Source organism: Brevibacillus nitrificans (assembly GCF_003710965.1).
GTDB classification, from domain to species: domain Bacteria; phylum Bacillota; class Bacilli; order Brevibacillales; family Brevibacillaceae; genus Brevibacillus; species Brevibacillus centrosporus.
Genome location: NZ_RHHU01000001.1, coordinates 134082 through 150801, shown reverse-complemented (window position 1 = coordinate 150801; position 16720 = coordinate 134082). Strand labels below are relative to the sequence as shown.

Sequence of the window (16720 nt, the reverse complement as noted above, 5' to 3'; positions counted from 1 at the left end):
CATAGCTCGAGGATGTTTTTTCATCGAGGTTCTTTTTTTCTAAAAGGAAGCAGGGGATAAGGGCAGCGTTTGAACCATTTTATCCGTCAAACTCTGTAGGGGATCTGAGATGAAGATACCTTTCTCCTGACGAAATTGGCGCGCGGCGGGAGCCATGGACAGCTGGGCTACCGACAGGATGGAATCCTCATGGGATAGGGTTAGCATGGTTTCCCAGAGAATCTCCTGGTAAGCTTGCCGTTTGTTCTCCATGATCAGAGAAAACGCTCCATCAATCAGATGAATGCTGATCTGGGGAGTGAATCTGTGCATAGCTGCCTGCTGCCATAATCGGTCCATGGTGGGTTTGACAGTGGCAGGATTGGTGAACAGGATGGTTTGCTTGCCTGAACGTCTAGCAGCTTCTTCTAAAAAGGGTCCATCGATGGTAAAGATCGGGATGTCTCGTTCAGATTCGTGCTCGGATGTCAGCGTGGCTGCGTATTGCGTGCATGTGATGACGATGGCGTCCGGCGTGCTCGCTTGCATCCAGGAGAGCTGACTGTCCAGCTTCGCTTCGGCTTCCGCGCGCGTTGGCGGTTGACTGTTGGCCGATTGCAAAAGCAATCCGGGATCGACGTAATGGGCAAGCTCTACCTTCCATTGCGAAAAAGCATCATCCAATAGCGCGACATTCGAGTGATGACCGTGCAGGCAAGCGACCTTTTTCATACATGTGTCTCCATCTTGCTTGGCTTGTGGGCAATGACACGAATGCGCTTGTAGTCGACATACCACTGCCCATTCTGATAGAGTGCAGGACGCAAAAGGTCGCTAATCTCGGTGCAAACCTCATCAATTTCTGCGGCGGACAGGCCCGTGAAAAAAGGACTGCAAAACGAATCCAGCCAATGCCGCAATCCTCGGTCGCCGTCTGGCATGAGAGTGGGTCTGTCAAAATGAGAGGACAGAACGACCCGAAACCCTTGACGTTCGAGGACTGTCGTATATTCACCGATGCTAGGGAAGTACCAGGGAAAGCGATCGTCGGAAGAAATCCCTCTCGCACCAAGAGCGGTATGCAGGGCATCGGTAACCTGCTTGCAGTTGTCTTTTCCACCGAATTCTGCCACGAATCGTCCGCCGGGTTTCAGAGCCAGCCAAACGGATTCCACGACAGATTCCGGACGCTTCATCCAGTGCAGGGCTGCATTGGAAAAGACTGCATCGTACTGTTTGGACGAGCGGAATGTATGAGCATCAGCGATCTGAAACGACAGACCAGGGTACTTCGTCCGAGCAGCTTCGATCATGGCAGGGGAAAAGTCGGTCCCATCTACCTGTGCCCCACTTTCGGCCAGCTGGGCCGTCAGATCTCCAGTCCCGCACCCGATATCCAAAATGCTTTCTCCTGAAACCGGTTGTAGCCAGTCAATCAATCCTCTGCCATAATGAGAAACGAAGTTCATTTTTTCATCGTAGTGGGTTGCGTTCCATTGGTTGGTTTGCGTCACGAGAATCCCTCCTTGACCTAGTTTTACCAGCTAGGTAGGTATTCGTCAAATCTATATAAATTATCATGTTTATAGTATTTTCCTATATCTAGGCAGCGGTAGTTGAGCGAAGGACATGGAGGGAAGTTTTCCCTGTCAAGAAACAAAAAGGAGAAAAGGCTAAATTTGTCGAATGGTAACCGGTAGAATATGAAGTAGAGAAAGTGAGAGGACATCAATTGAAAAAATGGGTTGTATCAGCGCTTTTAGTGTGTCTGGCTACTGGCAGCCTTCTGTCAGGTGCAACGGTTTCGCCAGCCATGGGGGCGACTACAACGATGAAGCGGACGAGTCAGGCACCTGCGCCTGCGCAAAAGCCGATTCATGACATGATCGTTTTTAATGATTTTCAGGTCGCTGGCTTGTCGGCTGGTGGATGGAATTGGGTGAAAAATGACGAGTTTATCCTCCCGCCCGATACCCCGCTCGATATTGACATCACGCAAACGACTTATGGAAGTGGAACAAATGTAAGCAGGAGCGAAGTATTCCTGGATGGTACGGAATTGACGGCCTTCCAGAATGAAAAGACAGCAGCGCAAGCTTCCCTGAAGTGGCAGATCCCCCGATTTACCATCCCTTCTGCGCAGCTTTCTCCTGGCATACATACGCTGACCTTTGTCGTGACCGATGCGAAAGGGCAAAAAAGCACGGTGCATGTACGGTTTCGGGTAGAAGAGCAGAATTATCCGTTGATTTACGAAGGGGACAACTCCGTTGGGGAGCCGATCCCTACGGGTGATACCGTACCCATTTTCGGGGTCGTTGGCTCCAAAAAGTTTTCCAGTAAGGCTTCTGGAAAGTGGACGTTGATGAACTCATCGACGAAGCATGAGATGAGGTCGGCGAAAGGCACCACGTTTTCAACAGGTTCACTTGCTTTTGGAAAATATGAACTCATCTTTACACCTGATGATAATAATGCAACCTCGTGGTCAGCTAATCTACAAGTAGGGTTACCAGAGTTATACCAAGGAACAGATGAAAATGGTCAAAAGCTATCACAGGATCAGAAGCTGATGGCACCACAGGCACCTGGTACGTTACAGCTCTATTCGCCCTATCCTGGTAATTGGTGGGTAAATGGAACAGGGCAAACTTTAACAAACTCGCAGTATTTTGAAGTGGCGATTCCTGAAATGTTGGCGGGTATGACAATCAATGTGACTTTTGAGCCGAATCAAAGCTCAAATGATTCTCCGTTGAAAGCAGTCTCCACGCTTCAGATTCAGGTGCCAGGTACTCCGCAAGCATGTCAAGCAACAACGGCCACCGCGAACATGGATGTCCTGATGCAAAATAATGCAAAGTCATCCTTAATGATTGAGGAACGTGATTTGTACTCTTCAAACGCTACCGTGAAATTTTACCAAAACCCAGTTTACTTGATTTGGCTGGCAACGGCTGCAGACCATATCAAGGTAGGCAGCGAGGAAGACGATGAGGAAGGACCAGGTGTTTGGGCTGTAGATAACGTAATCGTAGATGCTTCCAAACTTAACTGGGATCATACGGCACTCAAACTTTCCGAATATAAACCCGGACGTTACAAAGTAAATTACTATAGTAAGCGGGAGCCTCGTCAATCCTGGTGTGGTTACATACAGGTCGTTGAAGACACTCGCCCGGTATCGTCATCGAAGGTTTGTGAACAAGGGGATTCCGGTGCTGTACCGTATCCGACTCCGATGCGTTTCTTGACCAAAAAAGGAAAACAGCTGTCGGATGGTGACCATATTGTTGTCGATTCCATAAGTGATCTGGACGATCTCGAGGAATTGGTGCTTATGTCTACCCACGTAGAAAATAAAGGGACCAAGAGGATCATCTTGAATCAGAGCAGCAGAACTGCCCGAAGATATATCCATGTTCCTGATCTGGTTTGGGAGGATGGCAAAACCTTTTTGGGATCGAGGCAAGAAAGCGCTGGAGGTACGATCCAATCCAGCAATGAAGTGAAAGTCTCTTTCAACGACAAAACGCTATTGACCATTGAGCCAAAACGAGCTACGAAGGATGATGACAGGTCGGGCGATCTTGGCAGTGACTCGCTGAACATCAAGCAATTGATCGAGGCACAGCTTGGCCAGCCTGGTATCTTCACGATTGAAGTTACGAATACAATGGAATATCGTACGTGCCAGGTCACCTATGGCGGAAAATCCTACACAAAGGATACCGACGTATTAGAAAAGAAACAGAAAATGACACTGAAGATCGAAGTCAAATAAACTTGTACGGAACCCTCTGCCCAGCAGGGGGTTTTTCCAATAGGAGGGTACCTTCATGACCGAGGAACAGCTAGCGGTCCTAGAGAAGTTTGGTTTTCGTGCAGAAGGAGAACAGCTGAAACATTTTAAACTGGGAATCGTAAGAGAAAAAGAGGAGTTTGCCCGATTTTCTTCGACGGAAGAGCTGCAGGCATACGTAAAGCAGATCCTTCGCAATCAATGCTTGTGGAAACGGCAGGAGTAACATAAGGAACACGATGATTTTCCCAAGGAGGCTACAGATGGGGATAGAGACAAAGGATCAATTGCTTCAGGGATTAAAAGAAGTGGAGAAATGGGAGAGCGAGCAAAAGGATCTCTGGTTTTGGGAAAAGCTTGGACGCCTTCCTTTCGTTCTGCTAGATCGAATCACGCCGAATTTCGTTCGGGAAAAGCTAGGAACAGCCGTTGACGAGATGGCTGTCTTTTTGGAGACAGGCGGATCGTATCTGGTTCAAGACGAAGCGGTGTATAGCAGGTTTCGCTCGCGAATGGCAGGGGCAGGACAGCCCTCAGGTGAGGTGGCTTATGTGGCAGCACAAGCTCCAGTAAAACTGATGGATGATGTAGCACGAGAGCTGAGTGAGTCGCGCTCTACGTTTGCTACTGTACAGGGGGCCACTACGGGGATCGGCGGCATTTTTACGCTTGCTCTGGATATACCGCTTTTGCTGGGTACCTCGTTGAAGGTTTTGCAGGAGATGGCGCTCAGCTACGGCTATCGTCCTGAGGAAAAGCGGGAGCGTTTGTTTGTCGTGAAATGTCTGCAGTTTGCTTCTTCTGATATCGTCGGAAAAAAGGCGATTCTCGAAGAGCTTTCGCAGTTTGACAATCCGGCGGCTCAAAAGGATGTGATGGCCCAGCTGCAGGGATGGCGAGAGGTCGTGGTCACCTATACGGAGAATTTCGGGTGGAAGAAGCTGTTTCAGCTGGTTCCAATCGCAGGAATCCTTTTTGGTGCCTACCTCAATCGCTCCACCGTTCAGGATGTCGCCGAAGCGGGGATGATGCTGTACCGCAAGAGGCGCATCCTGGAGCGGTTGAGACAGGCCGAAGAGGCTGTGGACGTTACAAAGTCCACTCTTCAGCCGTAATGGCATACATGTTATGGTCTTCCCAGGCACCGTTGATTTTCAGGTACCGTAAAGATTTTCCTTCATAGCGGAACCCGTTCTTTTCCAGCACGCGGATCGAGCCTACGTTATGAGGCATCACACCAGCCTGAACACGGTGCAATTGGGCTTTTGTAAAAGCGAATTGCAAGGCGAGCTTAACAGCCTGTGTCGTGTACCCTTTGCCATTGTGCGATTGATCGAGGAAGTAGCCCAATGTAGCGTTCTGCCATACCCCTCGCACTACGTTGGATAAAGCGACCCTTCCGATCATTTGCTCGTTTTCTTGCAAAAAAACTCCGAAGGCAAAGCCGCGATCATTGGCAAAATCCCGAATAGACTGTTCGATTTGCTCCTGTTGGCCTTCGCGGGTATGGAAGGAAGCAGGGCGAATCGGCTCAAAAGGCTGAAGAAACGGATGATTTCGTACACGCAGTTCGAGTAGCTCATCTACGTCTTTTTCTTGCAGAGGGCGCAAATAAATGGAATCCGTATGTAGTTGCAAGGGTTCTTCCTCCTCAAACAAAAAATGTGGGAGGGAAATTTTATCATATGCGCTTTCTGCTGTAAAGGATGGGAGCGTTCGAACTAACCAAGCAGCTCAACAAAGGATACGCCAAAGGCTTTGCAAACCTCGACTTCCTTAGGTGTCGGGGCGAGCTCGATTTTCAAACCTTCCAAAGGTGTTTCCGCACCGCATTCACGTGCTTTTTGCAAGAAAATATCTACAGCGGCACCGACATGCTCATATGCGGAGTCGCATGAACCAAAAGCGGCGACTTTTTTGCCGGCAAGACTGATGGAATCCATGCCGTCATAAAAATCCATGCACTCATCCGGAAGCTCTCCATCTCCCCACGTATATGCCCCAAGTAGAATCGCGTCGTACGATTCCAGCTCCTGTGCTGTTGCGTCAAATACTTCTTTTATTTCGAGCGTAGCGCCCGTGGAACGAACGCCTTCTGCGATTGCTTCCGCGATTTCTTGCGTATTTCCAGACATGCTTGCGTAAACCATCAAAATGTTTGCCATAAAATTCGATGTCCTCCAATCAGATAATGAAAATCATTCTCAGATACAAATTAATGAAAATGATTCTCTTTGTCAATAAGGATTTTTCTTTCTCAGAAACTGTTGCCACACCGATGCGATTTTGGTAGAGTTAAGTGAAATTATCAATAAAGTTAGTCTAAATAGAGGTGCGCTGAGGAATAGTACATCTTTTCGCAATCTGTCGGGGGGCAGGGAAGGAAGGAAAGGCTAAGGCGCCGAAGCTTTTGTTATTCCCCTGAATAACAAGGGTTGGGGTGCTCGTAAAAAATGATCATCCTGTCACGAGAGCGGCTGGCTCTTGTGGAGCGCTATTTACGATTTGCTGCCGAGATATCGAAAGCAATGAGTTGGCGCATGCACTCATTGCTTTTTTTCGTCTTCGGAAAACTTGTTTTGAAAGTGGTTTTTTAGTAAATAAGGATGTATGTGGCATGCTTATTTACATCAGGCAAACGATGCGCCCTTACGTATTGGGAAGCGGCCTTTGCCATACATTTTTCAAATGGTTTTGACTAAAAGGAGGAACTACCTGTGAACATGATGGATGCGAATGAAATTATCTCGTTTATTCAAAAAAGCGAAAAGAAAACCCCTGTGAAACTATACGTAAAAGGAAATTTGGAAGGTATCGATTTTGGGGCGAGTGCAAAAGCGTTCATCACAGGTAATACTGGCGTGGTGTTCGGTGAGTGGAAAGAAATCGAGCCGGTACTCGCTCAACACGCTGAGAAAATCGAAGACTATGTAGTTGAAAGTGACCGTCGCAATTCCGCGATTCCATTACTGGATACCAAAGGCATTCAAGCCCGCATCGAGCCAGGTGCCATCATCCGCGACCAAGTAACCATCGGAAACAACGCGGTTATTATGATGGGGGCATCGATCAATATTGGTGCAGTGATCGGTGAAGGCACCATGATCGATATGAACGTCGTAGTAGGCGGCCGTGGCACAATCGGAAAGAACTGCCATATCGGAGCAGGCTCTGTCATTGCAGGCGTAATCGAACCACCATCAGCACAGCCGGTTGTGGTTGAAGACGATGTTCTCATCGGCGCGAATGCAGTCATCCTCGAAGGAATCCGCGTAGGAAAAGGCGCAGTGGTAGCAGCAGGTGCAGTCGTGATCGAAGACGTACCACCGTACACAGTCGTAGCGGGTACACCAGCGCGTGTGATCAAACAAATCGACGAAAAAACTCGTTCCAAGACAGAAATCAAGCAGGAGCTACGTCAGCTGTAAGGGGTGCAGGAACATGGATTGGCGCTCACTTGATGAACAATACATTGTATCCACATACAAGCGGTTGCCCATTGCGATAGCAAAAGGCGAAGGAAACTACCTGTACGACACCAATGGCAAAAGCTATCTTGACTTGTTTACCGGGCTTGCGGTCAATGTGCTCGGACATTCCCATCCCCGTGTTTTGAGAGCTTTGCATGAGCAGGGCGATCTGTTTTTGCATATCTCCAACGTGTTTCTCAACCAGCCAGCCATTCGATTGGCCCAGCGATTGGTTGAGAACACCATTGCGGGTAAAGTCTTTTTCACCAATTCGGGAGCAGAAGCGACTGAATCGGCGATTAAACTGATCCACAAATGGACGAAAACGGATGGGGCAGGTCGCGAAGGAATTGTTGTTCTGCGCAACAGCTTCCACGGCCGCACGCTTGGAGCGGTTCGTCTGACCAGACAAGCCCATGTCTATCAGGATTTCCCGCAACCAGCATTTCCGGTATATGAGCTGGACGCAGAAGATACAGAGGGGCTTCGAGCCATCTGTCGCGAAGCCAAGCCAGCAGCTGTCTTGATGGAACCCGTGCTTGGATCCGGTGGTGTAGTTCCCCTCACAGAATCGTTCCTACGTGAAGTAGAAGCGATTTGCCGGGAAGAAGGCATGTTGTTTGCCATGGACGAAATTCAAACAGGCATGGGTCGCACCGGTAAGCTTTTTGCTTATCAGCATGCAGGAGTGACTCCAGACCTGATTCTCTTCGCCAAAGGTGTCGGTGGCGGATTGCCTCTCGGTGGGGTGATCGCTGGAACGAAGCTGATGAACCAGTTCAAGCCAGGTGATCACGGTACGACATTTGCTCCATCGCCCCTTTCGGCTGCACTTGGGAATGCAGTGATGGACGAACTGCTTGACCCAGATTTCGCTTCTTCTGTTGCTGAGGTGATCGAGTATCTGTGGTCTGGCTTGGAGGATTTGCGTTCAAGGCTTCCCGAGCAGCTTCAAGCCTTGCGCGGAAAGGGCATGATGGTTGGGATCCCGCTATCTGTCACGCCTGAAGAAGCAAGCCGTCTGCAGAGCCATTTGCTCGAAGAAGGAATCTTGGTCGACGTTACGCAAAAGACGATCGTTCGATTGCTGCCGCCGCTTACACTCACCAAAGAAGATGTCGATCACTTCCTTGCCGTGTTTGCGCGCCAGCTGAAAACGTCCAGTCCGGCACAGGAGGCGTAGGCGGATGGCTACATCTACGTTTGTACAGATTCGACGTGACCTACACCAAATACCGGAGCCAGGGTTTCAAGAAGTGAAAACCCAGCAATATTTGCTCCGCTATTTGGAAGGACTGCCACAGGACCGTGTTCAGATTCAGACGTGGCGTACAGGGATTCTCGTAAGAATTCCAGGGACTGATCCAAAGCGCACGATTGCATGGCGTACAGATATGGACGGGCTCCCGATAGCTGAGGAGACGTCCTATCCTTTCCGTTCCCTGCATGAAGGCTTTATGCACGCTTGCGGTCATGACATGCACATGTCGATTGCCCTTGGATTAGTGACGCATTTTGTTCATCATCCGATTGCGGACAATTTGCTGTTTCTCTTTCAGCCAGCCGAAGAAGGCCCAGGTGGCGCTTTGCCGATGATGCAAAGTGAAGAGTTCGCTCTTTGGAAGCCCGATTGCATTTTTGCCCTGCACATCGCGCCAGAGTATCCGGTGGGACAGATTGCGACGAAGCCAGGCATTCTGTTTGCCAATACGTCCGAATTGTTTGTGGATCTGGTGGGAAAAGGCGGACATGCGGCGTTCCCACATCAGGCAAATGACATGGTCGTAGCTGGCAGCCATCTGTTGACGCAGCTGCAGTCGATCGTATCCCGGAATATCGACCCTCTGGATTCGGCGGTCATCACTGTCGGTAAAATCGAGAGCGGAACGAAGCAAAATATCATCGCAGAGCGGGCCAGACTCGAAGGTACTATCCGTACGTTCTCGATGGAATCCATGGCTCGGGTAAAAAGTCGCATCGAGGCACTGGTCAAGGGGATAGAAGCGGGCTTTGCGTGCACGGCTACCATTGACTATGGCTGCGGCTATTGCCAGGTTTACAATGAAGAGGCATTGACGGAGGAGTTCATGCAATGGGTTTCCGAGGAGTGCCCAGACGTGACCCTGATTCACTGCAAGGAAGCGATGACCGGAGAAGATTTCGGTTACTTCCTCAGTGAAATTCCTGGCTTCTTGTTCTGGCTAGGCGTCAATACCCCATACGGCCTGCATCATTCCAAGATCGAGCCTAGTGAAGATGCGATCGAGGTGGCGATCCATCTCGTCTCACGTTACTTCACCAAGCTGTCTGAGAGACCATAACCTGTTTTTCCATACGAAGGAGCAGCTTAGCTTAGGCTGCTCCTTTTGTTGTCAAGGGTACTTCCTGCTTATTCACATCTCTTGTGCATAAGTCTTTCCTCCTGATTGTTTTGAACTTGTGGATACTGTGGATATTGTTGAAAAAAGTTCGAGCAAGACCACAACTTTTTGCTTGTTTAGGCGTATAAACTAGTAAGAAAAAATTCGGAATAACAAGCGCTGCCGCGCAAACATACAGGAGGACTAAGACATGAAAAAAGCATGGTTGTCGGCCTTGTTGTCGTTGACTGTTGTGGCTGGAGTAGGAAGCACTGCTTTGGGTGAAGGCTCCATGAGAGTATTCATGGGCGGAGAACGTATCGTGAACAGTATGGGATCGTCCAATGCCAATTCGGTGGAGGATTTGGTCAATAAAATGGGTGGGTTCGCCAATTACGATCAAGGCTCCGGGAAAATGGAAATTATTAAGCCAAACGTGAATATTCTGGTGTTAGAGGGGATTCAGCAAACGCGGAATAAAACCGTCGTTTTCAGCAACCCGATCAAGGGCTACAGCGATAAAAATGTGCCGCGTACCTTTAATGCATTTGTAGAGGTTGACAATGCGCCCGTCGCCAAGGATCTTCGTATGCAGCTCGTCTTGATTTCACCAGAAGGGAAAGAAGTAGACAAAGGGAAGGAATGGAAATACTCCACTCAAAATGCGAATAGCTTCTATTTTTCTGAGCCATTCGTATCGACGAAGCTGGAAAGCTATGGAACGTATACGATTCAGGTCCGGATGAAAACCGAGCAATTCAAGTCGTACGTCGTTGTCGGTGAGAACACGTTTACAGTTGGAAGATAAAATAATAGCTTGTTTGCGTTCCCACGTGGCTTGTTCACATGGTATAATAGGTGGAAAAGCCGATATACATGGTGAAAGCGAGTACATGAAAGAAAGGAACGATGGGAGCGAATGGAGACAAATCCCCCGCGATCATCCACAGACGTAGAAGGCCCGAGTATACGCATCGCCTGGAAGGATGATCATTCTATCCAGGCAGAGTGGAACATGACGAAGGAGTTTGAGCTGGAAGTGGAAAAGAAATTTTCAATCCCTTTTGCCGAACTGCCCTTTGTCTTACGCCTTTTCGATGTGACTGACCGCAAAGAGATCCGCGATGACGGAACTGACCTTTACACTGATTTTGATATCAACCACCGTTCGTCCGAGTGGATTCTTTACGGAGTTACGCAAGGATTGGAATATTGTGTTGATTTGGGCATTCGAATGGTTGATGGAAGGTTTTTTTCACTATCGCGATCTCAAATGATTTGATCAACGTGCTCATGAATAAGGAAGACCCTCTGAAAAGAGGGTCTTTTTGTGTTACTCAAGGCATTTGCCGCTGTTTATCGAGCAAGCGAAGGGCTACAGCGAGTACGGCCCAAACAGGCATCGGCTCATCCAGCTTGCTTAGCCATTCAGGGGAAGTGAGCAGGCCTTCCTTTAGAGCCCGCGTTCCCAGGTCGACTTTCCAGGCGGGATAGCCGGAGGGCTCTTCGGGAGCAAACTGGTCGTATTGGGTCAGATCGTATGTCCGGATGAGGGTGGTTAGCTTTTCTGCATATTTAGAGTCGGTGGCATAGCCGGCCTTCTGTAGCGCTTCTGCGGCTTCCTCGGGGGTTGCAGCCATAATTACTTTTTTGTACAAAGGCTTTTGCAAAAAGTCGGCATGATCGTCCAGAGACTGCTGGTAGTTGTAATAGGCCTTGAATTGAGCGGTTTGCGTAACGATCTGCCCGTTTACCTCTTCTTTGGTAACGACAGTGACAGAGCCTGCTGTCCCAGTCCCTTTGATGCCAAATAAGTTATAGGAGGATCTGCCTGTCGCCGAATCGATCGGCACTTTTTTCCCCCATCCCGATTCCAGGATCGCCTGCGCGATGGTAATGGAAGGGAGGACGTGATGCGTCAAGTACGTTTGTCTGGCGGAACCAGCCACCAGATTAATGAATTCCTGCGCTTCCATAAGTCACCTCACCTCTCTTGTTTGACGAGTATAGGTTCTCTTTTCTAACTACCTTATGGAAAAGTACGGGCAAGGGAGATACAAAAAAGAAAAAACAGCCGATTGACTCAGCTGTTTGGTGGTTGTGCTATGGTTTTCGCGGTTGAAAATACTGGATTCGTTTGTTGAACAAATGCAGCTCGGCCTTGTAATCCTTGGCCAGGTAACGGCAGTACTCATTGGCTTTATTTTTGTCCCCGTGCGTAGCTGATTCCGGTAGTGAGATTTGAATGTAGTGCTTTTTTTGTCCGTTTTCTTCAGAGGAGCCGACCCCGACGACAATCGCTTTGTACATGTTCGGGTCTTTTCCTTTGAGCAGGAACCAGGAGCCTTTGCCCTCCGCTCGTTCCTCCAGGGTATAAGGAAAGGCGGCCTCGGCATATGACCAGCCGAGCTGCTGGCCTGTTTTGGTTGTCATGTCGACATATCGAGTAAACTTTGCCTTCACGTCCTCAATATCTGCGTGCGTAGCAGTAGATCCTTCTACGAAATAAATGTAGGCCGATTGAAGTTTCACGATTGCACTCACTCCTAGTACCGAGAATGTCTGCGTTTAGTTTAGCATTGCTTCCACTCTTTGACAATGCGCCAATTCTTAATCGAAAATAATTGCGCGTCTTTTCTGAAAAGTGTAAAATATAATTACTGTTTATATTGGAATGCATGAAAGATAAAGAATCACATGGAGGAATAGTCCCTATGCAGGAGGTCTCAATTAGAAACGTATTTGAAGCGCTTAACACTATGCGCGCCATCGACGTGGTGAATAAAGAGGACTGGGAGCGAGCAGCGAAGGAAGCGGAGCTGGATTCCTCCGTGCAATTAAACATCCTTTGGATCATCTATTGCTACGAAGGCGTGCGCGTCACACAAATTGCCGACTGGACCTTCTGGCATCCTTCATCAATTGTGATTCATATCAAGAAGTTGATGGAAAAAGGGATGGTAACGATCGAAAAGTCGGAGTTGGATGGTCGTGTTGTCCATGTTTATCCAACGGAAAAAGGAAAATCGGTCATCGAAGCCAGCCGTAGAAGCGTGCCATCTATTTTTCGTTTGACGTATGCATTGGAGAAAATGGAGGAACGCTACAGTACAGCGGTAGTAGAGTTATTCTTTGAATGTCTTTCCTTTGTCGCGCAATCCTTGCACGGGGCAGAAAAGGTTCGCTGGATTCAGGAAGGCGAAGATCGCATTCCGAATTCCAAGCACTTGATCAGTTAAGGAGCAGGTGTGGCAAAAAGGTGGGTTTTCGCGTATACTTATTAATACTCCGAATATTTACATAATGAATATTCGGGGCCAAACTTCAGATGAGGAGGGATTGCTGATGGAGCACTACGACCACTTGTACGAGGAGTCGGAGAACGCCAATGTACGTTTTCTAGGATTGGTCTCGGAAGGAACTCGCCATGATTTTGGGATTGTGTTTACGCACAAGTTTTATGGAAAGCCATTGGTGATCTGTATGCAGACGGGGCAATCTACCCTTCTCGGTTCAGAGGATGCCGTAAATCCTGGATATCTGCAAAAGATTTTCCGGCTCGATTCTGAAAGCGAAGCGGAAACCCTCGCTCAATTTTTCCAAGAGTACCTACCTACTATCCCTTTTGAAGAAAATCAGTACTAGCAAGCGAGCAGAAGACTTTCTTCTGCTCGTTTTTTCATGCAGATCAGGTATCATGGCAATGAAGGGAAACAAAAAGATCAAGTGGACAGGGGAGAGACAAATGAACAGTCATCAATGGCTGGTCCCCGCTCAAAAAGGATCAATGGTACTGATCCATGGGACGGGAGAGCACTATGGTCGATACGAGCATGTGGCTGCTTTTTTCAACGAACGGGGATGGAGTGTCTTCACCGGTGACTTGCCAGGATGGGGAAGGTCTGCTGGCAGGAGAGGACATATCGATTCCTTTCAGCAATACATAGAGGCTGTCGAGGAATGGATGACAAAGGCTCGCAATGCGACTCCTGCCGGGCAGCCAATATACCTAATGGGGCATAGCTTGGGAGGACTTGTAGCCACAAGATATGTTCAAATGAAAGGGGACGCTGATGGGCTCACAGGCCTAATTCTGACTTCTCCATGTCTTGAATTGAAGCTGCAGGTTCCTGCTTGGAAGGCGAAGCTTGCTCGCATGCTGGATCAATTCATGCCGACGTTGGCCATGCCAAATGGAGTGAAGGCGGACATGGTTTCCAGAGATCTATCCGTTCAGGCAGCCTATGTAAGCGATCCACTGAACTATCCCAAGGTAAGTGTCAGATGGTTTCAAGAATTGCTGCGAGCCATGGAGAGTGCTTGGGCGGATAGAGATCACATCAACGTGCCTGTTCTTGTCCTGCAGGCAGGGGATGACGCCATCATCAACGCAGATGCGATCGAACGCTTCACGGGCGGCTTGCGTGCTCCAAGTTCGTTTCATCGCTTTGCTGGCCTGCGTCATGAAATGCTGAACGAGCCCGAGAAAGAACAGATCATGGAGCAGATGGAGGAATGGATGGAGCAAATGGCAAAATCAAATGTGACATACTAATCGACAAAAGATGTGTTAAATTACCGTATTGACTCCGAATGGTGTGTCATATTAAGATGTATATAACATCACATTATCGATGATATGACCATCACTCATACTGCTTTTGGCAGTGTGACAGCGGAGGGGAATATAGATGGGAACTATTGTATGTCAAACTTGCGGAACCATTATCGAGCACTTTGAGTGCAACTCGGTGAAAACGCTTTATGCGGTATGCAGCTGCGATTGCCAGCACAGTGAAAAACAAGAAAGAGAATAGTTTACCGACTACAGGCCCACTGCACAAGGCCTGTTTTTTTTGACATCCTACTCCTCATGGGGGATAATAGAGAAGAGTGAAAATCGTTGCAAGAGGAGGAATAGTTTCATGAAGCGTAGACCCGTACAGGGGTTGATGGCCGCGGCTTTACTGGTCACCTCTCTGTGGAGCGCGACACCGGCATTTGCCAGCAGCAGACTTGGCGAAGAAGTCAAAATTGACGTGAGCCAGCCTGAGGTTGACAAAGCAGGTTTTGACATTTCAGCTGACTATGCCGTGTGGATGGTTGAAGGAGAAAAAACCATCACTTTATATGATTTGGATGACAATTCAGAAACGCAAATTGGAAACAAATCTTCTGCCAAGACAAGCCCTCGCGTAGATGGAAATTACGTCGTATGGATTGACTCTCGCGATGGTGGAACAGACGTGTACATGTACGACGTTTCCAAGAAGAAAGAATCGTTGGTTTCGGGTGGATCGAAAGTGACGCAGCTCGAGATCTCTGGAAAAAACATCGTATGGGACGACAAGAGTGACAATGGAACGGACATTTACCTGTACAACATAACTTCTGGTGAAGTGGAGCAGATCACCAAAAGTGGTAAAGCCAGCAATCCTTCTGTGGGCGATACATACGTTGCATGGCAAGATGAGCGCAATGGCAGCTCGGATATTTACACGTATAATTTGAAAACCAAAGCGGAAAAGGCTGCTGTAACAACCCGCGGTGACCAAGTGAATCCGTCCATCTCCGAAGACCACGTTGTTTTCGAGGATCAGAGTGCGGATTACAAGCAAATCGGTTCGTATGATGTAAATAAAGGAAAAACCACCATTCTTACGACGGATTCCAGTGATAAAACACTGCCGCATGCTTTCGAGACGACCTATGTGTTGATCGATAATGGAGACCTGTACTTTGGGGACGTTAACAAAAGCGGCAAACGCAAAGCTGCGAGCTCCATCTACGAGAAGCTAGCGCCACGTGTATACGAGGACTATGTCTTGTATGCGAAAAAGGACAAAGATTCAAAAGTTCGGTTGAATCTCTATGACATTGATGAAAAAGTGTCCGTGCCGCTTGGTGAAGTGGCTGGAGAACCAAGTCAACCTGCTGGCTCTGACCGTTATGTGGTATACGTATCGGAAGGAAGCAACAGCGATTCCATCATTCTGTATGATGTGGAAAAGGATACATCAAAATCGATTACCAAAACGGATGCTTCGCCTTCCCGTCCACTTGTCAGCAACCACTATGTTGTCTGGTACGATGACAGCGAAGATGCCCTCTTCTCCTACAACATAGCAAAAGGTACTACCAAACAAGTAACAGACGAAGACGATGATCAGCTTCCAGATGAAAAATTGTACGAGATTGATGGTGACAATCTGCTTTGGGTGAATGTGGATGGCAAACCTGAACTGATTGTAACCAACCTGGATTCTGGCAAAGACACTGAGATCATGACATTGAAAAAGGACCCATTGAGCATTGACCTCAATGGCAACTTTGTTACATGGGTACAGGAAGAAAGCTCGAACAAAGCCAGCGTCTACTTGTATGACATCGACGAAGAAGACGATGTACAGATCCGTAAAAATGTTCAAGTCAAAGAAGCAAAACTTGGTGACGACTTCGTAGTGTGGAGTGAATATACAGACACGACAAAACCTTCGTGGGATATTTACTCTTATGACATTGACCGCGGCAAAACGACATCGTTGCTGCGCTACAATGACCGTGACCAGATCAACCCAAAAGTATCTCGCAACATGATGCTCTTCGAAGACAATCGTCTATCGCCGAACGCGAAGGATTTCTATTACGAACTTTATGATGTAGAAGATGGGTCCTACAGCGATTATTCGTGGGATGATGATGCAGAGATAGAGGAAGCTAGTATCGGCGGGAATCGAATTGTCTGGATTGATACCCGTGATGATGATCCATACGTGTACACCATGGCAATTGGACAGCCGAAAGATGATGATGACGAAGAAGAGCCTACTCCAAATCCTGAGCCAGAACCAGGAGATTATAAAGAATATACTCTGCTGGACCTCGTGATCAATGATTCGCTTGACTCCTTCTTAGAGGATACGCCATCGGACAAATTCATTATGGTGTTCTTCCAAGGCACCAATAAAGAAGAAGTTTTGTCCTTGATCGATATCTTCCATGATATGGACCATTTTGATGACTTGGTTGAATCGGCAAACCTGAGTGAGATCCATATTCGGATCTACAAATAAAAAACAGGCAGTAAGTGGACGATGTCCCTTGCTGCC

At 48.1% G+C, this 16720-nt stretch carries 19 protein-coding genes and 1 riboswitch; of the genes, 13 read left to right on the top strand and 6 right to left on the bottom strand.

The genetic code is table 11. The features are described from left to right. Window positions 1-39: 39 nt before the first annotated feature. Both EDM59_RS00740 and EDM59_RS00735 read right to left on the bottom strand, forming a co-directional pair. On the bottom strand, window positions 40-711 hold the full coding sequence (locus tag EDM59_RS00740; RefSeq protein ID WP_122921879.1) for a hypothetical protein: 672 nt from the start codon (window positions 709-711) through the stop codon (window positions 40-42). Next, window positions 708-1493 (bottom strand): class I SAM-dependent methyltransferase, encoded by a 786-nt coding sequence (locus EDM59_RS00735; protein ID WP_183192759.1) that lies wholly within the window; start codon window positions 1491-1493, stop codon window positions 708-710. The genes EDM59_RS00740 and EDM59_RS00735 overlap by 4 nt, the downstream gene beginning before the upstream one ends. A 218-nt stretch (window positions 1494-1711) precedes the next feature. Between EDM59_RS00735 and EDM59_RS00730 the strand changes: the two genes are divergently transcribed. From EDM59_RS00730 to EDM59_RS00720, 3 genes are read left to right on the top strand one after another with little or no spacing between them, the layout of a single operon-like run. Continuing rightward, a complete protein-coding gene (locus EDM59_RS00730; protein WP_122921878.1) occupies window positions 1712-3763 on the top strand; it encodes a hypothetical protein in 2052 nt (683 codons plus the stop codon). A gap of 55 nt (window positions 3764-3818) precedes the next feature. Then, window positions 3819-4007, top strand: coding sequence for a hypothetical protein (locus EDM59_RS00725; RefSeq protein WP_122921877.1), 189 nt, complete (start codon window positions 3819-3821; stop codon window positions 4005-4007). Between the two features lie 37 nt (window positions 4008-4044). Next, on the top strand, window positions 4045-4896 hold the full coding sequence (locus EDM59_RS00720) for an EcsC family protein (protein WP_183192758.1): 852 nt from the start codon (window positions 4045-4047) through the stop codon (window positions 4894-4896). On the opposite strand, the gene EDM59_RS00715 is transcribed toward EDM59_RS00720, so the two are convergent. Further along, window positions 4871-5419 (bottom strand): GNAT family N-acetyltransferase, encoded by a 549-nt coding sequence (locus EDM59_RS00715; RefSeq protein WP_122921876.1) that lies wholly within the window; start codon window positions 5417-5419, stop codon window positions 4871-4873. The genes EDM59_RS00720 and EDM59_RS00715 overlap by 26 nt on opposite strands. An 83-nt stretch (window positions 5420-5502) precedes the next feature. Then, window positions 5503-5946 (bottom strand): flavodoxin, encoded by a 444-nt coding sequence (locus EDM59_RS00710; protein WP_122921875.1) that lies wholly within the window; start codon window positions 5944-5946, stop codon window positions 5503-5505. A gap of 154 nt (window positions 5947-6100) precedes the next feature. Then, window positions 6101-6286, top strand: a riboswitch (Lysine riboswitch). Window positions 6287-6498: 212 nt separating this feature from the next. Here EDM59_RS00710 and dapD point away from each other — a divergent pair. The 5 genes from dapD (at window position 6499) to EDM59_RS00685 (ending at window position 10893) form a co-directional block, all read left to right on the top strand. Beyond that, window positions 6499-7209, top strand: coding sequence for a 2,3,4,5-tetrahydropyridine-2,6-dicarboxylate N-acetyltransferase (dapD, locus tag EDM59_RS00705; RefSeq protein WP_122921874.1), 711 nt, complete (start codon window positions 6499-6501; stop codon window positions 7207-7209). A gap of 13 nt (window positions 7210-7222) precedes the next feature. After that, the gene (locus EDM59_RS00700; RefSeq protein ID WP_122921873.1) at window positions 7223-8434 is read left to right on the top strand and encodes an aspartate aminotransferase family protein; all 1212 of its coding nucleotides are present in this window, start codon (window positions 7223-7225) and stop codon (window positions 8432-8434) included. A 4-nt stretch (window positions 8435-8438) separates the two neighbouring features. Beyond that, entirely contained in the window at window positions 8439-9572 is a 1134-nt protein-coding gene (locus EDM59_RS00695; RefSeq protein ID WP_092267697.1) for an N-acetyldiaminopimelate deacetylase, read from the top strand. 250 nt (window positions 9573-9822) lie between these two features. Beyond that, complete coding sequence (locus EDM59_RS00690) at window positions 9823-10419, top strand: hypothetical protein (protein WP_122921872.1); 597 nt, start codon at window positions 9823-9825, stop codon at window positions 10417-10419. Between the two features lie 111 nt (window positions 10420-10530). Next, on the top strand, window positions 10531-10893 hold the full coding sequence (locus EDM59_RS00685) for a DUF4912 domain-containing protein (protein ID WP_122921871.1): 363 nt from the start codon (window positions 10531-10533) through the stop codon (window positions 10891-10893). Window positions 10894-10948: 55 nt separating this feature from the next. Here the strand turns inward: EDM59_RS00685 and EDM59_RS00680 are convergent, their stop codons facing one another. Continuing rightward, the gene (locus EDM59_RS00680) at window positions 10949-11587 is read right to left on the bottom strand and encodes a glycoside hydrolase family 73 protein (RefSeq protein WP_122921870.1); all 639 of its coding nucleotides are present in this window, start codon (window positions 11585-11587) and stop codon (window positions 10949-10951) included. Window positions 11588-11714: 127 nt separating this feature from the next. Continuing rightward, window positions 11715-12143: a DUF1885 family protein gene (locus tag EDM59_RS00675; RefSeq protein WP_122921869.1), complete on the bottom strand. Its 429-nt coding sequence runs from the start codon at window positions 12141-12143 to the stop codon at window positions 11715-11717. 182 nt (window positions 12144-12325) lie between these two features. On the opposite strand from EDM59_RS00675, the gene EDM59_RS00670 reads away from it, so the two are divergent. The 5 genes from EDM59_RS00670 to EDM59_RS00650 all read left to right on the top strand — a co-directional run bounded on the left by EDM59_RS00670 (window position 12326) and on the right by EDM59_RS00650 (window position 16684). After that, the gene (locus EDM59_RS00670) at window positions 12326-12850 is read left to right on the top strand and encodes a MarR family winged helix-turn-helix transcriptional regulator (protein WP_092267702.1); all 525 of its coding nucleotides are present in this window, start codon (window positions 12326-12328) and stop codon (window positions 12848-12850) included. Between the two features lie 106 nt (window positions 12851-12956). After that, on the top strand, window positions 12957-13256 hold the full coding sequence (locus EDM59_RS00665) for a DUF3055 domain-containing protein (RefSeq protein ID WP_122921868.1): 300 nt from the start codon (window positions 12957-12959) through the stop codon (window positions 13254-13256). A 100-nt stretch (window positions 13257-13356) separates the two neighbouring features. Further along, a complete protein-coding gene (locus EDM59_RS00660) occupies window positions 13357-14166 on the top strand; it encodes an alpha/beta hydrolase (protein ID WP_122921867.1) in 810 nt (269 codons plus the stop codon). Between the two features lie 136 nt (window positions 14167-14302). Further along, window positions 14303-14428, top strand: a complete 126-nt coding sequence (locus EDM59_RS00655; protein WP_122921866.1) for a GapA-binding peptide SR1P — start codon at window positions 14303-14305, stop codon at window positions 14426-14428. 108 nt (window positions 14429-14536) lie between these two features. After that, a complete protein-coding gene (locus EDM59_RS00650; protein WP_122921865.1) occupies window positions 14537-16684 on the top strand; it encodes a TolB family protein in 2148 nt (715 codons plus the stop codon). Window positions 16685-16720 lie beyond the last annotated feature (36 nt).

Coding starts and splice junctions, on each gene's coding strand:
- EDM59_RS00680 (WP_122921870.1), bottom strand. CDS start 11,587: ATGGAAGCGCAGGAATTCATTAATCTGGTGGCTGGTTCCGCCAGACAA.
- EDM59_RS00710 (WP_122921875.1), bottom strand. CDS start 5,946: ATGGCAAACATTTTGATGGTTTACGCAAGCATGTCTGGAAATACGCAA.
- EDM59_RS00655 (WP_122921866.1), top strand. CDS start 14,303: ATGGGAACTATTGTATGTCAAACTTGCGGAACCATTATCGAGCACTTT.
- EDM59_RS00670 (WP_092267702.1), top strand. CDS start 12,326: ATGCAGGAGGTCTCAATTAGAAACGTATTTGAAGCGCTTAACACTATG.
- EDM59_RS00660 (WP_122921867.1), top strand. CDS start 13,357: ATGAACAGTCATCAATGGCTGGTCCCCGCTCAAAAAGGATCAATGGTA.
- EDM59_RS00690 (WP_122921872.1), top strand. CDS start 9,823: ATGAAAAAAGCATGGTTGTCGGCCTTGTTGTCGTTGACTGTTGTGGCT.
- EDM59_RS00695 (WP_092267697.1), top strand. CDS start 8,439: ATGGCTACATCTACGTTTGTACAGATTCGACGTGACCTACACCAAATA.
- EDM59_RS00725 (WP_122921877.1), top strand. CDS start 3,819: ATGACCGAGGAACAGCTAGCGGTCCTAGAGAAGTTTGGTTTTCGTGCA.
- EDM59_RS00700 (WP_122921873.1), top strand. CDS start 7,223: ATGGATTGGCGCTCACTTGATGAACAATACATTGTATCCACATACAAG.
- EDM59_RS00650 (WP_122921865.1), top strand. CDS start 14,537: ATGAAGCGTAGACCCGTACAGGGGTTGATGGCCGCGGCTTTACTGGTC.
- EDM59_RS00665 (WP_122921868.1), top strand. CDS start 12,957: ATGGAGCACTACGACCACTTGTACGAGGAGTCGGAGAACGCCAATGTA.
- EDM59_RS00720 (WP_183192758.1), top strand. CDS start 4,045: ATGGGGATAGAGACAAAGGATCAATTGCTTCAGGGATTAAAAGAAGTG.
- EDM59_RS00740 (WP_122921879.1), bottom strand. CDS start 711: ATGAAAAAGGTCGCTTGCCTGCACGGTCATCACTCGAATGTCGCGCTA.
- EDM59_RS00685 (WP_122921871.1), top strand. CDS start 10,531: ATGGAGACAAATCCCCCGCGATCATCCACAGACGTAGAAGGCCCGAGT.